A 19,703-nucleotide genomic window follows, 5' to 3' on the forward strand; every position below is an offset into this window, starting at 1 on the left:
CCGCCCCCCCAGGCCACCCCGGATCCACCCGCAAACCGGCTGCTCCCGGAGGAAAAGCGGAAGCTGGTCAAACGGAAAAACAGCTTCTTCCAGGGATTCCTGAATAAAGTGGGCGGCATGACCCTGACCGCAGCGGACAAGAACCCCGGCAGACCGGAAGGACTGGGCACAACAGGGAAAGTAAAGATCGGCTGGGCCGTCACGGACTGGGTCGGAGACCAGGCCAGCTGGGCGATGGGCGTATCCACCAATGAGCAGTATGGGGCCAAGAGCGGGACCACGGGTGTCCTGTGGGTGGACGCGGTGGAGAGCGCCATCCGGACGCTGGTCAACGCCGGCGTGACCATCAAGCACATCGTGGAATACGCCAAGACGAATGGGCGCAAGGACTTTGCCGAGTTCCGCAGCATCGTGAAAGAGGGCATCGAAACGGTGCTGAATCTGATGGGAGCGGTGAACGGCATTCTGGGCAACTTCAAGTCCCTGGCAGAGCAAGTGCCCATCATCGGTGCCATCTTGGGCGCGGTCAGTTCGGCCATCTCCTTTGCCCAGAATCTGCACAGCCTCATCAAGGCATCGAAGAGTAAAGATCGGATGCGGGAGCAGAAAGAGGCGGCCAAGGAGCGGATCAAGGCCAATCAGGGCTCGGCCAAGTATGTGGAGATGCGGCACAGCAAGGCCGACCCTCTGAAGCGTGGAAAGGAAACGCTCCACTTCAACCCCGAAGCTATCCCACGGTGGCATTACATCGCGCGCAAGCAGCGGCTGGATGAAGTGACCTCCGATCGACGGACGCAGGCACAGGCCACCGGACAGCAAGGCGGGGCACAGCAGAACACTGCGCCGCAGACGGCTGCGGCGGATCCCCTTCTGGACGCGCTGGAGGACTACGACATGGTGAAGGAGCTGACCACAGCCAACAAGCATCGCCAGAGACAGGGCATCCTGGATATCGTGTTCGGCGATGCGGTGAACTTCGCCACCTCGCTGGCCTCGCTGGACCCGACGGTGGGCTCCCTGGTGGGCAACTCCATCCGAATGGCGGTGGGGGTAGGCAATGCGGCCAAAGGGATCGCGTCCTTTATTCGGACTCAGGGCCGCAACAGGGGCTGGCGCGGTTACGATGAGAACAAGTCGGATACCAACAAGCTCAAGCGCCGGCACACCCTGGCGGTCAACTTCTTCCAGCGCCTGCAGGATCTGTCCAAGGAGAAGATCACCGATGTGTCCCCCGATACCACCGAGGTGGCCGAAGTGGCCAAGGCCCGGCAGGGCCTGGAGAAATACCGGATCATGTCCGACCGGGTGGACGCCCTGGGCGTGGGCTACGGTCCGCTGATGCGGGCTCGGACCTCCCGGGAGGTGCTGGAGACCATCCGCGGCGGCTTCTACCGGGAAGGTGAGTAACGCATCTCTTCCGCAATGACGAAAAGGAGAATCAAATGGGATACGCTGATGAATACCTGAAAGACACCGAGCTCACCGAGGAATCCATCCTCCGGGACCTGGAGATCCTCGCCGTTTACTATGGAGACATGGAGCTGGAGGGCCAGGTGCTCCCCGCTCGGGAGGAATTCCCCATGCCCACCCTGGTGGCCGGCCTGGAGCCGGACGACCGGGACCGGCCCCGCATCGTGAGCCACAGTTTTCTGCCGCTGGACACCGAGACGGCGGAGTTTACCAAATACCTGCAATTCTACTCCGAGCTCCCCTGTCCGGTGGAGGAGCTGGACCGGGCCACCCTGTTGGAGGCCATCTGCCGCCTGAACAACCGTCTGCCCCTGGGGACCTGTGTCCTGGCTGATCCCAACCCCGCGTTCGGCCAGCCCGCGAAGGCGGCGGTGCGGTATGTCCAGGGCTTCCCGCTGGAGGGAGCGGTGGACCAGGGGGTGTTCACCGAGGACCTGTTCCTCTTCGACCTGAGCTGCGATCTGGTCACCACCGTGCTGGACGGTCTGAACGACGGCCTCTCGCTGGATGAGGCCTTTGCCCAAATCGGCCGCTGAGGGAGGAGGACAGGATGAAGCAACGTGACCGCTGGATCGTGGCGGCGATCCTGGCGGTGGCCCTGGTCATCGGCCTGGCGCTGGTGTCCCACTTCCTGAGCCGGGCCCAGGCCCAGCGGCAGTCCCTGCTCACGGCGCTCTGGGCCAAGGAGGAGGGGAGCGCGGCGCTCTCCAGCATCGGCTCGGAAGAGAGCGATGCCCCGGAGACGAGCGACACCCCGGCACCGGACGGGACACCCGTTCCCGCCGAGGGCGCGGAGGCGAGCGCCCAGCCGGAGCCGTCCGGCACGTCGGAGTCCGGGAGCGGCGGTTCCGGCGGTACATCGGGCGGCGGCTCCTCCGCCGACCTGGGCGATCCGCCGGTCCTGGCGGCGGACGAGGTGACACTGGAGAGCCTCACCGAGTGGATGCAGACCGAGAGCAGCGGCGCGCTGGAGGCCCAGACCACCCTGGCCGCCGAAAACGCCATTGCCGCCGGGGTGGGCAGCGCCGACGACGCCCAGCGCCGGGCCTTTGCCCAGACCCAGGCCCCCGCCAACTATGAGGCCCGGATGAACGCCCTGGCTGAACAGGCGGCCAGCCTGGCCCTGGACTATCTGCGCTGCCGGGACCAGCTGGCGCTGGAGGAGGAGAATCTGGTCTTTTACCAGGGCCTCAACGCCATGCTTCAGGCGGAGCAGAGCGGGGAGAGCGAGGATGAGGCCCGAGCACAGCTCTTAGCAGAGGATGCGGCAGCGGTGGCGGAGCGCCTGAGCCAGGCCGAGCTGGCGGTGGAGACCGCCCGGGTGGATCTCCAGGCGGCGTCCCAGGCGCTGTGCGAGGCCACCGGCAATGGGGCGGACGCCGGGCTGGTGGTGACGGGGGAGCTGAGCCCCTGGTCCCTGCCGGATGTCACGGAAGAGGCGGCGGTCTCTGCCGCGCTGGAAGAGCGCAACGAGGTGAAGGCGGCGCTGCGGGCCATTGAGGTGGCGGAGGCGAAGCTCCTCCAGCTGCGCTACCAGTACCCCACCACCGCGCCGGAGTATCTGGAACAGCAGGCAGCCCTGGAGACGGCCCAGGCCGACTACCCCAAGGCCCAGACCGCCGTGACCTCCGACGTCAAGGAGCGCCTGGCGCGGCTCCAGGTGTCCCGGACGGCCATTGAGACGGCCCAGGCGGCGCTGGACGAGAGCGGCACCGCCGCGCCTAAGCCGCTCTACACGCTGGAGCAGGGGACGGAGGGGGGCGCGTGGACTTCCAATCTGTCCACGCTGACCACCCAGTGGTCCAGGATCTACAACAACCGTTCCACGCTCATCCAGGAGACAGCCCAGTTCAATCTGGCGGTGCTGGAGTTCCAGCACGCCATGGGCGTGGGCTGCACCACCGCGGAGATTTAGGAGGAAATTATGGGAATCTGCGTCTGTATGGGGGCCATGCTCCAATGTACCTTCGGGGCGGCCCCAGCCACGCTGGTGGTCAACTCCCAGACCACCACGCTGGTCTCCTCCAAGCCCATGGCCACCATCATGGACAACAAGCCCATGGCCAACATCCCCACCTTCGGGATGTGCTCCTGCCCGGGCAACCCCGCCACCATCAAGCCCCCTCCGGTGGGATTTGCCCCGGCGCCCTGTGTGCCGGTGATCCCCGCGCCCTGGACGCCGGGTTCGCCCACGGTGCTGGTGTCCAAGTATCCGGCCCTGAACAACAACTCCAAGCTCATGTGTGCCTATGGCGGGGTGATCCAGATCGTCAACCCCGGCCAGTTCCAGACCATGGTGCCCTGAGAAAAGCACGCTGCCCGGCCTCTGTGCCGGGCAGCGTGTTTTTCGCGCCTTTCGCCGGAGAACGACCCTGTGCGCACCTCCCGGTTCTGACCTTTTTTGTGAGGGACACGCCGTATAATGGACCCTGCCGGCCGGAGAAAGGGGGAGGGGTCCTGTGACGGTGTACATCGACCTGGTGTTCCTGCTCAATGGGACGGTGAACTATCTGCTGCTGCTGGCGGCGGGCCGTCTCTCCGGAGACGAGCTCCGGCGGGGCCGTCTGGCGCTGGGGGCCGCCCTGGGCGGGTGCTACGCCGTGGCGCTCTTTTTGCCGGGGCTGGGGTTTCTGGCCCACCCGCTCTGCAAGGCGGGCACGGCGGCGCTGATGCTGCTGCTGGGCTACGGCCACAGTCACCGCCTCCTGCGGGTGAGCCTGGTGTTCCTGGCGGTGTCGGCGGCCTTCGGCGGGGGCATTTTGGCCATCACACTGCTGGGCGGGCGGGGGCTCACCCTGCGCAACGGGGTGTTCTGCTCCTCCCTGGACCTGCGGCTCATCCTGCTGTCGGCGGCGCTGTGCTACACCCTCATCACCCTGGCCCTGAGCCGGACGGCGCAGCACACGCCGGCGCAGCTCCGGGCCGTCACGGTGACCCTGGGGGAGCGGCAGGTGGAGCTCACCGCCCTGGTGGACACCGGCCACACCCTCACCGACCCGGTGACGGGGCGGCGGGTGCTGGTGGCGGAGGGGACGCGGATGGCGGGGCTCTTCCCGGCAGGGGAGGCCCCCGGAGCGGAGGAGCTCTTCCACCCGGCGGAGGCCCTCTCCGCCCGGGCCGGGAGCGCGGTGGGCAAGCGCCTGCGGCTGCTGCCCTACCGGGCGGTGGGGGTGAGCTGTGCTCTGCTGCTGGCGGTGCGCAGCGACGGCGTCCGAGTGGGGGAGGAGGACCTGGGGGACATTCTGGTGGCCCTCTCGCCCACGCCGGTGAGCGACGGAGGGGGATACAGCGCCCTGATCGGGGCATGAGGGAGGAGGAGAACCTTATGTGGATGGGACTTTTGGAAACGCTGCGGCGGAAGCTGGCCGAGCTGGGCCTGTGGCTGCCGGGAAAGGTCATGTACATCGGCGGGAGCGATACCCTGCCCGCCCCGCTGGAGCGGGAGGCGGAGGCCGCCCTCATCGCCCGGCTGGGGGCGGGGGACGAGGGGGCCAAGGCCAGCCTCATCGAGCACAACCTGCGCCTGGTGGTGTACATCGCCCGCCGCTTCGAGAACACCGGGGTGGGGCTGGAGGACCTCATCAGCATCGGCACCATTGGGCTCATCAAGGCGGTGAGCACCTACAAGCCGGAGCGGAACATCAAGCTGGCCACCTACGCCTCCCGGTGCATCGAAAATGAGATCCTTATGCACCTGCGCAAGATCTCCAACCTGCGCAGCGAGGTGTCTTTTGACGAGCCGCTGAACACCGACTGGGACGGCAACGAGCTCCTTCTGTCCGACGTGCTGGGCACCGAGAGCGACCTGGTGATGAAGCCCCTGGAGGAGGACGTGGACCGGCAGCTCCTCACCCAGGCGGTGGGGCGGCTGGAGCCCCGGGAGCGGGAGATCATCACCCTGCGCTTCGGGCTGGGGGGACGGGCCGAGCGCACCCAGAAGGAGGTGGCCGACCGATTGGGTATCTCCCAGTCCTACATCTCCCGGCTTGAAAAGCGCATCATTGCCCGGCTACGGCGGGAGATTTTAAGCCTTTTGTAATGTAGGGGGCGGCTTGCCCGCCCCGTGCCTCACCAGAAGGGCCAGAAACTCTCTTCCCGCTCGGCCAGCACGTCCAGCGCGCCGCACAGGAGCTGGGCCCCCTCGCCCCGGGTGAGAGAGCCGGACAGGGTGAGCGCGCCGCCGTTCTCCGCCTGCAAGAGGCCCACACTCTCCAGGTTGGCCCCTGACTGGGCGGCCCACACCGGCGCGGCGCTCAGATCCACCCCCATGGTGGGCTCGGCCACGTCGGTGATCTGGAGGGCCCGGTCCACCAGCACGCTGGCCTCGGCCCAGGTGATGGGGTCGTCCGGGCGAAAGACCGCCTGACCGGAGGCGTCCACCGTGCCCTGGAGGACCCCGGCCTTCAGGGTGGAGGCCACATAGGGCTTGGCCCAGTCGGGGATGGCGTCGTCGTCGGCAAAGCCGGTGGCAGACACGTCCAGGCCCTCCAGCCCGGCGGCCTGGGCCAGCAGGGAGACGAACTCACTGCGCTCCATGGGCTCGTCCGGGCGGAAGAAGTAGGCCCCGCCCAGGCACTCGCCCACAAAAAGGCCCTCCTCCGCCAGACGGATGGCGGCGTTGGCGGCGGTGTGGCCGTCCAGGTCCGCGTAGGTCACCTTGGTCTTGGGCTTTTCGATCACCAAAGAGACGGTGGCGGGCTGAGAGGTGTTGCCCGAGGCGTCCACCGCCACATAGGTGAAGGAGTCCTTGCCGGTCTTGTTCTCATAGGGGGTGTAGACGAAGGTGTCGGAGCCCTCCTCCGGCATGGTCACCGCCCCCCGGGCGGGCTTGCGCACCAGCTGATAGGTGAGCAGCTCCCCCTCCGGGTCCAGGGCGGAAAAGCGCTCGGTGAGGGCGGTATTTTTGTAGGTGGTGAAGGACAGGTCCCGGGCCACCGGGACGCCGGAGCTCTCTCCGGCCAGGGCGGCAGGGGAGAGCAGCGCGGCGATGAGGGCCCCCGCCGCCAGCAGGGCGGGGACGCGCAGGGTTCGTTTCAAGAAAAAAACCTCCTTGTTCCAGCAGAGCGATGGGATGTACCCGTAGTCTCTGCCGGAACAGGGAGGTTTATGCGTTGTGGCCTAGAGGTTGCTGCGATCCCGCAGCCAGCTGGGGAGGGAGCGCATTTTCACGCTGGAGACCATGCCCATGGCGGCGTACATGGTGATGATGGAAGAGCCGCCGTAGCTCACGAAGGGGAGGGTCAGGCCCACCACCGGGAAAATGTAGAGGCACATGGCGATGTTGACGCCCACCTGGGCCAGCAGCATGCCGGCGTAGCCCATGACCAGATAGGCCGACTGGGGGGAGCAGGCCCGGCGGGCCACCCAGATGCAGCGGAGGATGATGGCACCCAGCAGCAGCATGAGGAACACACAGCCGATGAAGCCGAATTCCTCGCCGCACACGGCGAAGATCTCGTCATTGTAGCGGGCGGGCAGGTTGGTGGCGTATTCGCTCTGGGTGAGGTTGCCGTTCAGGTACCCCATGCCGGTGAGCTGGCCCGAGCCGATGGCGGTGATGCTCTTGGTCTGCTGCCAGCCAGTGTCCATGGTCTGGTCGTAGATGGTGTCGGGGTTGCCGGTGATGTGGTCGATGACCACTTTCACCCGGCGGAAAAAGTAGATGCCGCTGAACTTGTCCCAGAAGATCACCACCAGGGCCACGCCCGCGGCGGCCATCAGAATGGCCAGCAGGAACCAGCGCTTCTTCACTCCGGCGGTCCAGGCCACCACCACGAAGATAAAGAGGTAGGTGAGGCCCATGCCGAAGTCGCCGGAGGCCACGGCGATGAGGCCGAACATCATCAGGGTGTGTCCGGCGATCTGCATGACCGATGGGATGGAGCTGATGTCCTTCTCATTGGCCTGGATGCGGGCGCACTGCCAGGCCAGCAGCAGGATGAAGGTGAGCTTGACGATCTCCGCGGGCTGGAGCTCAAAGGGGATACCGGGGATGGACAGCCAGCTGCGGTTGCCGGTGTCGTGGTCCACGCCAAGGGGGGTGCGGGTGAGGAGGACAAAGCCGATGTTGAAGGCCAGGATGAATTTCCAGGACTTTTCGGCGAAGAGCTCCACGTCCACCGAGGACATGATGATATAGGCGATGACGCCCAGGACGATGGCCACCGACTGCACCGGCATGAAGCGGGTGGACTGGGTATAGCGGCTGGCGCTGTAAATGAGCACCAGACCGAATCCGCTGGCGGCCAGGCACAGGGAGAGCAGCACCAGATCGCCCTTGCGGAGAAAGGATTTCAGAGAATCGGAAAACCAGGACAGGGGAAGGGCCTCCTTTCAGGGAAAATGGGTTGGTTTGGCAGACCTTATCATACCATCTTTTTGGGGCGGCGTAAACTGTTTTGCGCTTTCTTCAAAGATATGTTATAATCGACCCGACTTGAGAAGGAGCGTGAATCCATGGAATATCTGTCCAACTCAGAGGCCGAGACCGAGGCCCTGGGCGAGGCTCTGGCCGGCCGGTTGACGGCGGGGGACGTGATCGCCTTTTCGGGGGACCTGGGCGCGGGCAAGACCGCCTTCACCCGGGGACTGGCCCGGGGGCTGGGGGTGACCGAGCGGGTGACCAGCCCCACCTTCACCATCGTCAACGAGTATCTGGGGGGCCGTCTGCCCCTGTTCCACTTTGATCTGTACCGCCTGAGCTCGGCGGAGGAGCTCTTCGACATCGGCTGGGAGGACTACCTGGACCGGGGCGGCGTGTGCGCCGTGGAGTGGAGTGAGAACGGCGAGGGCGTGCTGGAGGACCCCATCCGGGTGGACATCCGCCGGGGCGCGGCGGACGATCAGCGCGTCATCACCATTACAGGGGAGAGAACGGTATGAAGATCTTAGCCATTGAGTCCTCCGCCACCGCCTGCTCGGTGGCGCTGTGTGAGGACGAGGTACTGCTGGCCCAGTCCTTTCAGAACAACGGCCTAACCCACAGCGTCACCCTGCTGCCTATGGCGGACCAGGTGCTGCGTGGCTGCGGGGCCAGCCTGGAGGACGTGGACCTCATCGCCGTGGCGGCGGGCCCCGGGTCCTTTACGGGCCTGCGCATCGGCGTGTCGGCCGCCAAAGGCCTGGCCTGGCCGGGGAAGAAACCCTGCGCGGCGGTGTCCACCCTGGAGGCCATGGCCTGGACGGTGGCCCACACGGGGATGGAGATCTGCGCGGGCATGGACGCCCGGCGCAATCAGGTGTACGCCGCCCGCTTCCTGGGCACCGGCGACGGGCTGGAGCGGCTGAGCGACGACGGGGCCATCTCCCTGGAGGAGCTGGCGGCTCAGGTAAAAAAGAGCGGAAATCCGCAATTACTGGTTGGAGACGGAGCCCGTTTGTGTTATACTACCCTCAGGGAACTGGGGCTGGATGTCCGTATGGCGCCGCCCCACCTGCGCTACCAGAGCGCCTGGGGCGTGGCCCGTGCCGCGCTGGAGCAGGCCCGGGCCGGTACGCTGACCGACGCGGACGGACTGGTCCCGCGCTACCACCGGCTCTCTCAGGCCGAGCGGGAGCGTCTGGCCCGTCTCCGCTCACAAGGCGCGTCCGACAATCAAAGTTAAAGGGGAAGATACCATGGACATGGAAAAGGTACACATTCTGGACCATCCGCTGCTGCAGCATAAGCTCTCCATCCTGCGGGATGAGCGGACCGGCTCCAAGGAGTTCCGTGAGGTCGTCTCGGAGATCGCCACCCTCATGTGCTATGAGGCCACCCGGGATCTGCCGGTGGAAGAGGTTGAGATCAAGACGCCCCTGGGCACCGGCAAGTTCAACACCCTGACGGGCAAGAAGCTGGCCATCGTTCCTGTGCTGCGTGCCGGCCTGGGCATGGTGGACGGTATCCTGACCCTGATCCCCTCCGCCAAGGTGGGCCACATCGGCCTGTACCGGGACCCCGACACCCTGGAGCCCGTGGAGTACTACTGCAAGATGCCCAATGACATCGCCGAGCGGGACATCATCATTCTGGACCCCATGCTGGCCACCGGCGGCTCCGCCTCCGCTGCCATCCAGTTCATCAAGAACTATGATGTCAAGCACATCAAGCTGATGAACATCATCGCTGCCCCCGAGGGCATCGAGCGGGTGCGCAAGGATCATCCCGACGTGGAGATCTATGTGGCCGCTGTGGATGAGAAGCTCAACGACCACGGCTACATCGTGCCCGGTCTGGGCGACGCGGGCGACCGCATCTTCGGTACCAAGTAAGATCAGAACAACAGACAAGGCCGGGACCCATTGGGTCCCGGCCTTGTGTTTCTCCGGATGTGGTCAGTGTGCCCGGCGGGAGCAAATAGCCCGGGCGATGGCCAGGGCGCACAGTGCGCACAGGGTGCCCACCACAGCTCCAGCCAGCACATCGGTGGGGAAGTGGACCCCCACATAGAGCCGGGAGAGCCCCATGAGCACCGCCAGCACTACCGCGCCGATCCGTCCCCAGCGCCAGGGGAGGGTGCGGGCCCACACCACGCCCGCGGCGAAGGCGGCGGTGGTGTGGCCGGAGGGGAAGGAGTTGGGGTCGTGTTCCGCCACCAGCGGGATGAGCCCCTCCACCACCAGCCAGGGGCGGGTGCGCTGGAAGAGGTGTTTGAGCACCACGTTGGTGCACAGAAGCCCCAGCAGCAGCGCCAGCAGAGCGCACACACCTGCCCGGCGGGTCTTAGGGTGGCAGAGCATCAGGACCGACAGGGCGATCCATAGCATTCCGGCATTCCCAAGCTGGGTGTAAAACTGAAACAGCGCAGTCAGCAGGGGGGTGCGCACCGTCTCCTGGAGCCAGAGCAGCGCCCCGCCGTCCAGAGCAAAAAACCATTCCATCGTGTGATCCTCCTGTCGAGTGATAGAAAAACAGGACGGGGTGGACCCGTCCTGTTCCGGTGTTCAAGGAAAAACTCAGGCCGCCTCTTCCCACTGGCAGTCGGTGATGACGCCGTTGGCGAACTCGAAGTGGGTGGTCTTGAGGGTGTGGCTCTTGCCGATGCGGATCTCCTGGGTGCCCAGCTCGTTGGTGTCGGCGTTGGGCACGGTGGCCTCCACGGTGAAGGTGAGGTCCAGCAGGTTATCGTCCATGGGGAGCACCAGGGCGCCCAGGGAGGAGTTGATGCTCACGGTGCTGCTGTCGTGGGGCACGGCCTTGACGTCCACCACATAGCCGCTCAGCAGGTTGCCGGAAGCCATCAGCTGATCGCCGCCCTCCTGCTGCACGTAGGGCAGCAGGTTCTCATAGACCTCCGGATACACGCTGTTGACCTGGACGGTGAAGGTGATCTTGGCCTTGCCGCCCTCGGCACCGGGGAGCGCGCCGCTCTTACCCAGGAACTTGAAACCGACCACCACGACCGCCGCCAGGATGAGGATCACCACCAGCAGGTCCACGATATTGATTTTACCAAACAGTCTGCCCTTTTCGTCTAACATCTTTTGCAGCCTCCGAGGTTGTAAATTCCCATAAACATGGTGTACAATAGACACAGTGTGCCGGAGAATCCGGCATTGCATGGTCTTTGGTCATTGTATCATACTTCCATGCGCGGAACAAGTCTTTTTTTCACTGGAGGATTCCACCCCATGAAAGTGATTCATCTCATCAGCGGCGGCGACAGCGGCGGCGCCAAGACCCACGTTCACAGCTTGCTTCAGAACCTGGCCCGTACCATCGACGTGACCATGGTCTGTTTTATGGATGGCCCCTTTGCCCAGGAGGCCCGGGAGCTGGGCATCCCCACCGTGATCTTTCCCGGGAAAAACCTGCTGAGCACCTATCGGGAGCTGCGGCGCTTCATCGTGGACGGCAAGTACGAGATCATCCACTGCCACGGCGCCCGGGGCAATATGATGGGGGCGCTGCTGCGCCGGTCCACGGGCCTGCCGGTGGTGTCCACCGTCCACTCCGACTACCGCCTGGACTACCTGGGCCGCCCTCTGGCCCGGCTCTTCTACGGCACTACCAACACGGTGGCCCTGCGCCTGCTGGACTACCGCATCGGCGTGTCCGACGCCATGGTGGACCTCCTGATCTCCCGGGGCTTCGACCCGGACCGGCTCTTTGCCATCTACAACGGCCTGGATTTCTCCCCCCGCCACCCGGCCATGACCCGTGCGGAGTATCTGAACTCCCTGGGCCTCACCTGGGGGGAGGACTGCGTCATTGCGGGCATCGCCGCCCGGCTCAACCCGGTGAAGGACATCGCCACCCTCATCCGCGGCTTCGCCAAGGCCCACCAGACCGCCCCTCAGCTGCGCCTCCTCATCGCCGGCGACGGCGAGGAGCGGGAGCGCCTGGGTCAGCTGGCCAAGGAACTGGGCGTGGAGGACGAGGTGTGCTTTGCCGGCTGGGTCACCGACACCGACAGCTTCTACAACGCCCTGGACATCAACACCCTGACCTCCCTCTCGGAGACCTTCCCCTATGCCCTCACCGAGGGCGCCCGGGCCGGTCTGCCCACCGTGGCCAGCCGGGTGGGCGGCGTGCCCTACCTCATCGAGGACGGCGTCACCGGCTTCCTCTTCGAGGCGGGGGACGCTGAGACGCTGGGGCGGCACCTGGCGAACCTGGCGGGGGACGCGACGCTCCGCAGCCATCTGGGCGGGCGGCTCTACCAGAAGGCCCGGGACGACTTCTCCCTGGAGTCCACCCTCCAGCGGCAGCTCCAGATCTACGAGACCATCCTCCGCCGCCAGGCCCGGCAGAAGGGCAAGCGGGACGGCGTGCTGGTCTGCGGCGCCTACGGCCGGGGCAACGCAGGCGACGACGCCATTCTGGAGGCCATCGTGGCCGAGCTGCGGGCGCTGGACCCGGACCTCCCTGTGTGGGTCCTGTCCCGGAAGCCCGACTCCACCCGCATGACCTATCGGGTCAACTCCATCTACACCTTCGCCTTCCCCCGTTTCCTCAACCGGATGCGAAAGACCCGGCTCTACATCAACGGCGGCGGCTCCCTCATGCAGGACGTGACCAGCCACCGCTCCCTGTGGTTCTACCTTTTTACCATCTCGGCGGCCAAGATCCTGGGCAACCAGGTGCTCATGTACGGCTGCGGCATCGGCCCCATCCACTCGGAGAGCAACCGGGCCCGGGCCGCCCGGGTGCTGCAGAAGCGGGTGGACGCCATCACTCTGCGGGACACCCACTCCCGGGAGGAACTGGAGAGCATGGGGGTCACCAACCCGAAGATCGTCCTCTCCGCCGACCCCACGGTCATTTTGCCCGCCGCGCCGGAGCCGGTGGTGGACGGGCTTCTGGAGTACGAGGGGCTGGACCCCAAGGGCCGCTACATCGGCTTTACCCTGCGGCCCTGGCCTGGCTTCCGGGAGAAGGCGGAGGTCTTTGCCGCCGCCGCCGACTACGCCTATGAGAAGCACGGCCTGACCCCGGTCTTTCTGCCCATCGAGAGCCGGCTGGACCTGGGTGCCATCCGGCAGGTCACCGAGAAGATGCACGGGCCCTACCACGTCATCGAGGACACGGGCAGCTCGGCCCACACCATCGGCCTCTTCTCCCGGATGAAGGTGGCGGTGTCCATGCGCCTCCACGCGCTGGTCTTTGCCGCCAGCCAGGGCGTGCCTCTGGTGGGCGTGGTCTATGACCAGAAGATCAGCTCCTTCCTGTCCTACATCGGTCAGGACCTGTATACCGACCTCTCGGAGCTCACGCTGGAGGGGCTGAAGGCCCACATCGACACCGCCTGTGAGCGCATCGACGATCGCGCCTTCCTCACCGAGGGCGTGGACCGGCTGCGCCAGGTGGAGCACCGCAATTCCGAGACCGCCGCGGCGCTGCTGGGCTGCCCGGCGCCCCAGGTGTGAGGGGAGGGAGCGTCTTGGACCAGCTCATCTGTCTGGCCGACGAGCCCTGGAGCTCCAATCCCTCCCGGACCCAGCAGCTCCTCTCCCGCATGAAGGGGACCCAGATCCTGTACTTTGAGCCCGCCTCCGGGCTGGGGGACCTGCGCCGCCGCCCGGGCCGCCGGGTGCGTCCGGGCCTGGTGGTGTACACCCTTCCGCCGGTGTGGGAGGGGGAGAACGAGGGCCTGCTCTTCCGGGCGGGGCGTCGGCGGCTCCTCCGCTTCGTGGAGGCGGCCATGGCCCGCCACCACATGCGGGACCCGGTGCTCTGGTGCGCCACGCCCCGGGTGGTCCACCTGGCCGAGGAACTGAGCTGCCGGGGCGTGGTCTACGACTGCGCCCAGGACTGGTCCCATCTGCCGGTGCGGTGGGAGAGCGATCTCTGCCTGTCCGCCGATCTGATCTTCGCCGCCTCGCCGGAGTTGGCCGAGCACATTTCCCCGTGCAGCGACAACGTGGCGCTGCTGCCCAACGGGGCCAACTGCTCGGTGAAGCCCCGGAGCGACGAGGCCCGCCCCGCCGCGCTGCGGGGGGTGCAGGGGCCCATCCTGGGCTATGCGGGCACCCTGTGGCAGGACCTGGACCTGGAGCCGGTGCTGCGGGTGGCGCGTGCCTATCCCCAGGCCAAGGTGGTCCTGGTGGGCCGGCGGGAGGGGAGCCCCATGCTCCGCCGCCTGGAGCGGGAGCCCAATGTGATCTTCACCGGAGAGGTGTCTCTGGCGGAGCTGCCGGAGTATCTGGGGTGCTTTGACGTGTGCATGAACCTGCTGCGGCTGGGCTCGCCGGACAACGACGTGCTGCCGCCCCGGATCTTTGAGTACTTTTCCACGGGAAAGCCCATCGTGGCCATGCTCCTCCCCGGGCAGGTGGAGGAGTACCCCGACGTCATCTATTCGGCCCACACGGTCCGGCGCTTCGTGGAGCTGTGCGGCAGCGCCCTGGCCGAGAGCGGGAGCTGGGCCAGCGACCGGCGGCTGCACTACGCCGAGGGCGGCTCCTGGAGCTGCCGTGCGCGGGAAGTGGAGCGGATCTTCCGGGACACCGGCCTCTTTCACAGTCAGGCATAGGAAAATCACCCCCACCGTACAATGGCGGTGGGGGTGATCGTTTTGTTTTCTTCGGGGGAGACAGCCCGGCTGGCGCTGGGCCTGCTGCTGGGGGCGGTGGTGCTGGTCAACGGCTGGACCGACGCCCCCAATGCCATCGCCACCGCCGTGGCGTCGGGGGCGCTGTCCTTCCGGCGGGCGGCGCTTCTGGCGGCGGTGTGTAATCTGATGGGGACCGTGGCGGCGGCGCTGTGGCTGCCGGCGGTGACCCGGACAGTGGGGGAGAGTGTGGCCCTCACCGGAGATGCGGCCCAGACCGCTCTCTGCGCGGCCCTGGCGGCCACGGCCCTGTGGGCGGCGGCGGCCTGGCGCTTCGGCATCCCAACCAGCGAGAGCCACGCGCTGCTGGCCGGTCTGGCGGGGGCAGCTCTGGCCCTGCCCGGGGGGCGGGCCAACCTGCGCCCCGGCCCCTGGTGGAAGGCGGGACTGGGACTGGCCTTGTCTCTGGTGCTGGGCGCGGTCCTGGGACGGCTGGCGGAGGACGCACTGGAACGCCGGAGGCCGGGAGAGCGGGCCTGCCGCCGGGGACAGGTGGCCGGCGCGGCCCTGATGGCCTTCCTCCACGGAGCCCAGGACGGACAGAAATTCCTGGGGCTCTTCCTGCTGGCAGGCGGCGGGGGAGGGGAGAAGCCCGCTCCGGCTCTGGCGGCGGTGTGCGGGCTCACCATGGCTTTTGGGACCCTGATGGGCGGGCGGCGCATCGTGGAGCACGTGGGCAAGGACCTGGTGGAGCTCTCCCCCCGCAGCGGACTGGCCGCCGATCTGGGGGGCGGCGCGGCGCTGGGGCTGTGTACGGTTCTGGGCCTGCCGGTGAGCACCACCCACGCCAAGACTGCCGCCATTCTGGGGGCGGGCACTGCCGGGGGCGCCCGGGCCAGCGTGTGGGCCACAGGCGGGCTGGTCCTGGCCTGGGGGCTCACCTTTCCCGTGTGCGCGCTGCTGGGATTTCTGCTGACCCAGGCGATGCTCTGACTTGCGCGGCGGAGCGGAAGGGTGTATGATGTGGGGCAGACCAACGGAAGGAAGGATTCCATATGCACTATGATGCCGTGATTTTTGACCTGGACGGCACCCTGCTCAACACTCTGGACGATCTGGCGGACAGCGCCAACCACGCCCTGGAACACTGCGGCTTTCCCCGGCGGACGGTGGACGAGGTGCGCAGCTTCGTGGGCAACGGAGTTGCCCTGCTGATCCACCGGGCCGTCCCCAAGGGGACAACGCCGGAGGAAGAGGCGGCCTGTCTGGAGGAGTTCCGGCAGTACTATCTGACCCATATGCGCTGCAAGACCGCGCCCTATCCCGGGGTGCTGGAGCTGCTGGACGACCTGAAGGCGTCGGGCTGTGCCGTGGCGGTGGTGTCCAACAAGTTTGACGCGGCGGTGAAAGGGCTGTGCGCCGACTACTTTGACGATCGAGTGCCGGTGGCCATCGGGGAGTCGGAGGGCGTGCGGAAGAAGCCCGCTCCCGACACGGTGTTCCGGGCGCTGGAGGAGCTCGGGGTCCCGGCGGACCGGGCGGTCTACGTGGGGGACTCCGACGTGGACATCGAGACGGCCCGCAACGCGGGGATGAGCTGCATCTCGGTGTCCTGGGGCTTCCGGGACACGGCATTCCTGCTGGCCAACGGAGCCCGGACCATCACCGCCAATCCGGAGGCACTGGCCCGGGTCCTGGCATAACGGCCTCACTGAGCGGGCGATATGCTCTGTTTTTGGGCATAAAAAACCCCACGAGCCGAAGCTCGTGGGGGCCCCGCTGTGGCCGTGCGAACCCATTTAAAACCTGCACAAGAATGGCAGGTGGGTTGTCTCCACGCCGTTTCCCTGCTTCCAACTTCCAGTGTCCCTCAAAGGGGGCCGGGAGGCCTGCAATCCACGGCGTGAGGGCGACATCCCGTTTAAGAGATGTGGGTTTAAATAAAGCCCGTCACGCACCGAGCAGGAAGAAGTTTCTTCCTTAAAGAAGGGGAGAGGGGATCACTCCTCCTCGTCCTCCGCGAACAGGTCTTCCATGACCAGTTCATAGACGGCTTCCATCTCAGCCTCGTCGTCCAGCGTCGACAGCTGATCTTCGCCGTCCACCTGGACCACCTTCAGGATGACCAGACCGCCGTCCTCGCTCTCCTCGTCCACCTCTTCGGAAGAGGTGTCCTCATCACCCTCGGTAACGGTGAGGAACGCCATATAGACGGTGCCGTTGTACTCCACGGTGGTACAGTATTCCAGCTCAAACTCATTGCCCTCCTCGTCAGTCAGGGTAATGAACTCGCCGCCGAATTCTTCGCTCATCGCAATCACCACTTTCGGTCCTGTTCTCCTCCGTCCGGGAGGGAGCCAAACCGCCGAGGCGATTTGCTGTGCTCTTATTGTAACCCGAAGAGACGGAAAATGCAATATGGGAGTGTGCGAAATTTTTGTGACGGCCTAAGGGGAGGAAAAAGTGGAAGGAATTAGGGTGGACAAGACGGGGACCTGTGTTATAATAAAAACTACCGAGTTGAGCCGTCTGTTCCACCGGACCGGCTCCGGCGCGGTCACAGTATTCGTTTTATGAATCCGCGGGGAGAAATATGCCCTCGGGCAGCCCGCGAAGCGACTTCGGAGGTGTGAATTTGGCAACGAAAACCAATCCCAGCGGAAAGCGGCGGGGAGGAGGCACGGCCCAGGCCGTGGGCATGGGCGTGCTGAAGGTACTGGGAACGCTCCTGCTCATCGGCTTGATGACGGGGGCATTCCTGGCCTGTTTCGCGGCGGTGTACATCCGCAACGTGATCCTGCCCGACGCACACATCGAGGCCCAGTCCTACTCCACCGCCCTGGCCAGCACCATCTGCCGGGTGGACGAGAACGGACAGGAGGTAGAGCTTCAATCCCTCTATGGCACGGAAAACCGGGTCTGGATCAGCTATGACGAGATCCCGGAGAACCTCATCAACGCCGCCATCGCCATTGAGGACAAGCGCTTCTACCAGCACCACGGTGTGGACTGGCTGCGCACCGGCTCGGCCATTCTGAGCATGATGACCGGCCAGGATATCTATGGTGGCTCCACCATTACCCAGCAGCTTTTGAAGAACATGACCCAGTACGACGACATCACGGTCAAGCGCAAGATTTTGGAGATCTTCCGGGCCCTGGACTTTGAGAAGGACCACGAGAAGGACGAGATCATGGAGCTGTACCTGAACTATATCTACCTGGGTCAGAAGTGCTACGGTGTGGCCACCGCGTCGGAGTACTACTTCGGCAAGGACGTGCGGGAGCTGAATCTGGCCGAGTGCGCCAGCCTCATCAGCATCACCAACAACCCCTCGGGCTACAACCCCTACCGCTACCCGGAGAACAACGCCTACCGGGCCACCCTGGTGCTCCAGGCCATGCTGGAGCAGGGGAAGATCAGCCAGGCCGAGTACGACGAGGCCAAGGCCCAGATCGACGCGGGACTGAACTTCACCCAGGGCGAGAGCGACGACACCACCTCCACCATCCTCAGCTGGCATGAGGAGCAGGTGGTCCAGGACGTCATCAACGACCTGATGGAGCAGTACGAGTACACCTATGAGGTGGCCAGCCGCATGGTGTACAGCGGCGGCCTGAAGATCTACTCCTGTGTGGACCCGGAGATCCAGGCCGTGGTGGAAGAGGTCTATGAGAACCGGGACAACCTGCCCCAGACCTCCTCCCGGGGCGAGCAGCTTCAGTCGGCCATCGTGGTCATTGACAACCAGGGCAACATCGTGGCCCTGGCGGGCAGCATGGGGGAGAAGGAGGGCAACCAGCTTCTGAACCTGGCCACCCAGACCACCCGGCAGCCGGGCTCGGCCATGAAGACCCTCTCCACCTACGCGCCCGCCATCGACCTGGGGCTCATCACTCCCAACTCGGTCTTTGACGACTCGCCGGTGATGGACCTGAACGGGGCCTGGCCCTCCAACTCCTACGGCTACTACTGGGGCCTGGAGCCGGTCTATAAAGCGGTGGAGCAGTCCTCCAACGCCGTGGCCGCCCGGGTGCTCCAGGAGGTTGGCGTGGAGCAGTCGGTGGGCTATCTGGAAAACAACTTCCACATCACCACCGTCTCGGAGGACGACTACGGCCTGTCCCAGCTGGCCCTGGGCGGCATGACCAACGGCGTCACCGTCCGCGAGATGGCCACCGCCTACTCGGTATTCCCACGGGGCGGCGTGTATCTGGAGTCCCACACGTACTCTCAGGTGAAGGACTCCAACGGCAAGATCATCCTGGACAACACCCAGCAGGAGCCGGAGACCGCCGTGAAGGCCACCACCGCCTGGTATATCAACGACATGCTCAAGGACGTGGTGACCAGCCCCCACGGTGTGGGCACCGGTACGGAGGCCTATTTCTCAGGCATGACCATCGCCGGTAAGACGGGCTCCACCAACGACTATAAGGACCGCTGGTTCGTGGGCTATACGCCCTACTACACCGCGGCGGTGTGGACCGGCTACGCCGACCACCCCGAGCGCATCAACAACGGCGCCACCAACCCCGCCGCCCAGATGTGGAAGAAGGTCATGCAGCCCATCCACGAGGGCCTGGAGAAGAAGGACTTCGACCAGCCCAGCGGACTGGTGACGGTGCCCATCTGTATGGACAGCGGCCTGCGGGCCACCGACGCCTGTACGCAGGACGCCCGGGGCAGCCGGGTGTATCAGGCCTATTTCTTTGAGGATGACGCGCCCTCCGGCTACTGCGACCTGCACGAGGCCAAGGAGGTCTGCGTGGTCAGCACCACCAACGAGGCGGGAAAGACCAGCAGCAAGTACTACCTGGCCGGGGAGTTCTGCCCCCGGGAGGGGAACGCCGCCGGGGTCACCCCCACGGTCAAGACCATCTCGCTGCTCAACTACGTGCGCAGCGGTGTTGCCGCAACGGTAAGCACCCGGGATGCGGGCTACACCTGGGCGGGAGTCACCACCTGTCCCGTCCACACCAGTGAGGTGCAGCCCAGCCCCGATGTCTACGATCCGTCCACTTTTGATGTGACGAATCCGGACACCTGGCCGCCGGTGAACCTGTACCCGGACTTCGATCCGGAGGACCCGTCCACCTGGCCGGTGGCGGAGCCCACCGAGAGCCCCACCACCTCGCCTTCGGAGAGCGAGGACCCGGAGGAGACGCCGTCGCCCACTCCCACGCAGGAGGGAGCGGAGCTGCCGCCGGAAGCCAATTCCAATCATTAAAAAAGCGGGGCGCGCTGCCAATGCAGCGC

19 protein-coding genes and 1 other RNA gene are annotated in these 19,703 nt (G+C 65.7%); 14 read left to right on the forward strand and 6 right to left on the reverse strand.

What is annotated here, in order from left to right; genetic code table 11:
* The 6 genes from B5G43_RS17430 to sigE all read left to right on the forward strand — a co-directional run.
* Positions 1–1,407 (forward strand): hypothetical protein (locus B5G43_RS17430; protein ID WP_158097450.1); only part of this gene is annotated, 1,407 nt, incomplete at its 5' end.
* A gap of 35 nt (positions 1,408–1,442) precedes the next feature.
* Positions 1,443–2,006, forward strand: coding sequence for a hypothetical protein (locus tag B5G43_RS15725; protein WP_087263019.1), 564 nt, complete (start codon positions 1,443–1,445; stop codon positions 2,004–2,006).
* Positions 2,007–2,020: 14 nt separating this feature from the next.
* Complete coding sequence (locus B5G43_RS15730; protein WP_087263021.1) at positions 2,021–3,385, forward strand: hypothetical protein; 1,365 nt, start codon at positions 2,021–2,023, stop codon at positions 3,383–3,385.
* A 9-nt stretch (positions 3,386–3,394) separates the two neighbouring features.
* Positions 3,395–3,775, forward strand: coding sequence for a DUF4280 domain-containing protein (locus B5G43_RS15735; RefSeq protein ID WP_087263023.1), 381 nt, complete (start codon positions 3,395–3,397; stop codon positions 3,773–3,775).
* 154 nt (positions 3,776–3,929) lie between these two features.
* Positions 3,930–4,778, forward strand: coding sequence for a sigma-E processing peptidase SpoIIGA (locus B5G43_RS15740; RefSeq protein ID WP_242960633.1), 849 nt, complete (start codon positions 3,930–3,932; stop codon positions 4,776–4,778).
* A gap of 23 nt (positions 4,779–4,801) precedes the next feature.
* Positions 4,802–5,509 (forward strand): RNA polymerase sporulation sigma factor SigE, encoded by a 708-nt coding sequence (gene sigE / locus B5G43_RS15745; protein WP_204244609.1) that lies wholly within the window; start codon positions 4,802–4,804, stop codon positions 5,507–5,509.
* Positions 5,510–5,538: 29 nt separating this feature from the next.
* On the opposite strand, the gene B5G43_RS15750 is transcribed toward sigE, so the two are convergent.
* The gene (locus tag B5G43_RS15750) at positions 5,539–6,507 is read right to left on the reverse strand and encodes an Ig-like domain-containing protein (RefSeq protein ID WP_242960634.1); all 969 of its coding nucleotides are present in this window, start codon (positions 6,505–6,507) and stop codon (positions 5,539–5,541) included.
* A gap of 81 nt (positions 6,508–6,588) precedes the next feature.
* Entirely contained in the window at positions 6,589–7,737 is a 1,149-nt protein-coding gene (locus B5G43_RS15755; RefSeq protein ID WP_242960636.1) for an FtsW/RodA/SpoVE family cell cycle protein, read from the reverse strand.
* A gap of 189 nt (positions 7,738–7,926) precedes the next feature.
* Between B5G43_RS15755 and tsaE the strand changes: the two genes are divergently transcribed.
* The 3 genes from tsaE to upp are packed head-to-tail and all read left to right on the forward strand — an operon-like array spanning position 7,927 to position 9,723.
* Positions 7,927–8,352, forward strand: coding sequence for a tRNA (adenosine(37)-N6)-threonylcarbamoyltransferase complex ATPase subunit type 1 TsaE (gene tsaE, locus B5G43_RS15760; RefSeq protein WP_087263030.1), 426 nt, complete (start codon positions 7,927–7,929; stop codon positions 8,350–8,352).
* The gene (tsaB, locus tag B5G43_RS15765; protein ID WP_087263032.1) at positions 8,349–9,074 is read left to right on the forward strand and encodes a tRNA (adenosine(37)-N6)-threonylcarbamoyltransferase complex dimerization subunit type 1 TsaB; all 726 of its coding nucleotides are present in this window, start codon (positions 8,349–8,351) and stop codon (positions 9,072–9,074) included. Before tsaE ends, tsaB begins: the two co-directional genes overlap by 4 nt.
* 19 nt (positions 9,075–9,093) lie before the next feature.
* On the forward strand, positions 9,094–9,723 hold the full coding sequence (upp, locus tag B5G43_RS15770; protein WP_087263048.1) for a uracil phosphoribosyltransferase: 630 nt from the start codon (positions 9,094–9,096) through the stop codon (positions 9,721–9,723).
* A 63-nt stretch (positions 9,724–9,786) separates the two neighbouring features.
* On the opposite strand, the gene B5G43_RS15775 is transcribed toward upp, so the two are convergent.
* On the reverse strand, positions 9,787–10,332 hold the full coding sequence (locus B5G43_RS15775) for a phosphatase PAP2 family protein (protein ID WP_087263034.1): 546 nt from the start codon (positions 10,330–10,332) through the stop codon (positions 9,787–9,789).
* A 75-nt stretch (positions 10,333–10,407) separates the two neighbouring features.
* Entirely contained in the window at positions 10,408–10,932 is a 525-nt protein-coding gene (locus B5G43_RS15780) for a DUF4330 domain-containing protein (RefSeq protein ID WP_087263036.1), read from the reverse strand.
* A 150-nt stretch (positions 10,933–11,082) separates the two neighbouring features.
* Between B5G43_RS15780 and csaB the strand changes: the two genes are divergently transcribed.
* The 4 genes from csaB to B5G43_RS15800 all read left to right on the forward strand — a co-directional run bounded on the left by csaB (position 11,083) and on the right by B5G43_RS15800 (position 16,147).
* A complete protein-coding gene (gene csaB / locus B5G43_RS15785) occupies positions 11,083–13,320 on the forward strand; it encodes a polysaccharide pyruvyl transferase CsaB (protein ID WP_087263038.1) in 2,238 nt (745 codons plus the stop codon).
* 14 nt (positions 13,321–13,334) lie between these two features.
* Positions 13,335–14,426 carry a glycosyltransferase gene (locus B5G43_RS18065; RefSeq protein WP_275532322.1) on the forward strand — a complete coding sequence of 364 codons (1,092 nt, stop codon included), beginning with the start codon at positions 13,335–13,337 and terminating at the stop codon, positions 14,424–14,426.
* A 33-nt stretch (positions 14,427–14,459) separates the two neighbouring features.
* Positions 14,460–15,437 carry an inorganic phosphate transporter gene (locus B5G43_RS15795; RefSeq protein WP_242960638.1) on the forward strand — a complete coding sequence of 326 codons (978 nt, stop codon included), beginning with the start codon at positions 14,460–14,462 and terminating at the stop codon, positions 15,435–15,437.
* 62 nt (positions 15,438–15,499) lie between these two features.
* Positions 15,500–16,147: an HAD family hydrolase gene (locus B5G43_RS15800; RefSeq protein ID WP_087263042.1), complete on the forward strand. Its 648-nt coding sequence runs from the start codon at positions 15,500–15,502 to the stop codon at positions 16,145–16,147.
* A 66-nt stretch (positions 16,148–16,213) separates the two neighbouring features.
* Here the strand turns inward: B5G43_RS15800 and ssrS are convergent.
* A non-coding RNA gene (gene ssrS / locus B5G43_RS15805) (6S RNA) lies at positions 16,214–16,415 on the reverse strand.
* A 29-nt stretch (positions 16,416–16,444) separates the two neighbouring features.
* Entirely contained in the window at positions 16,445–16,756 is a 312-nt protein-coding gene (locus tag B5G43_RS15810) for a DUF1292 domain-containing protein (RefSeq protein WP_204244606.1), read from the reverse strand.
* Between the two features lie 323 nt (positions 16,757–17,079).
* Here B5G43_RS15810 and B5G43_RS15815 point away from each other — a divergent pair, with 323 nt between their 5' ends.
* Entirely contained in the window at positions 17,080–19,674 is a 2,595-nt protein-coding gene (locus B5G43_RS15815; protein WP_158097451.1) for a PBP1A family penicillin-binding protein, read from the forward strand.
* The last annotated feature ends 29 nt before the right edge of the window (positions 19,675–19,703 follow it).

This window comes from Flavonifractor sp. An92 (genome assembly GCF_002159175.1).
Lineage (GTDB): Bacteria > Bacillota > Clostridia > Oscillospirales > Oscillospiraceae > Pseudoflavonifractor_A.

Excerpts from the sequence above, each read along its gene's own strand:
- B5G43_RS15725 (WP_087263019.1), top strand. The coding sequence starts at position 1,443 with ATGGGATACGCTGATGAATACCTGAAAGACACCGAGCTCACCGAGGAA.
- B5G43_RS15730 (WP_087263021.1), top strand. The coding sequence starts at position 2,021 with ATGAAGCAACGTGACCGCTGGATCGTGGCGGCGATCCTGGCGGTGGCC.
- B5G43_RS15735 (WP_087263023.1), top strand. The coding sequence starts at position 3,395 with ATGGGAATCTGCGTCTGTATGGGGGCCATGCTCCAATGTACCTTCGGG.
- sigE (WP_204244609.1), top strand. The coding sequence starts at position 4,802 with ATGGGACTTTTGGAAACGCTGCGGCGGAAGCTGGCCGAGCTGGGCCTG.
- tsaE (WP_087263030.1), top strand. The coding sequence starts at position 7,927 with ATGGAATATCTGTCCAACTCAGAGGCCGAGACCGAGGCCCTGGGCGAG.
- tsaB (WP_087263032.1), top strand. The coding sequence starts at position 8,349 with ATGAAGATCTTAGCCATTGAGTCCTCCGCCACCGCCTGCTCGGTGGCG.
- upp (WP_087263048.1), top strand. The coding sequence starts at position 9,094 with ATGGAAAAGGTACACATTCTGGACCATCCGCTGCTGCAGCATAAGCTC.
- B5G43_RS15775 (WP_087263034.1), bottom strand. The coding sequence starts at position 10,332 with ATGGAATGGTTTTTTGCTCTGGACGGCGGGGCGCTGCTCTGGCTCCAG.
- B5G43_RS15780 (WP_087263036.1), bottom strand. The coding sequence starts at position 10,932 with ATGTTAGACGAAAAGGGCAGACTGTTTGGTAAAATCAATATCGTGGAC.
- csaB (WP_087263038.1), top strand. The coding sequence starts at position 11,083 with ATGAAAGTGATTCATCTCATCAGCGGCGGCGACAGCGGCGGCGCCAAG.
- B5G43_RS15800 (WP_087263042.1), top strand. The coding sequence starts at position 15,500 with ATGCACTATGATGCCGTGATTTTTGACCTGGACGGCACCCTGCTCAAC.
- B5G43_RS15810 (WP_204244606.1), bottom strand. The coding sequence starts at position 16,756 with ATGAGCGAAGAATTCGGCGGCGAGTTCATTACCCTGACTGACGAGGAG.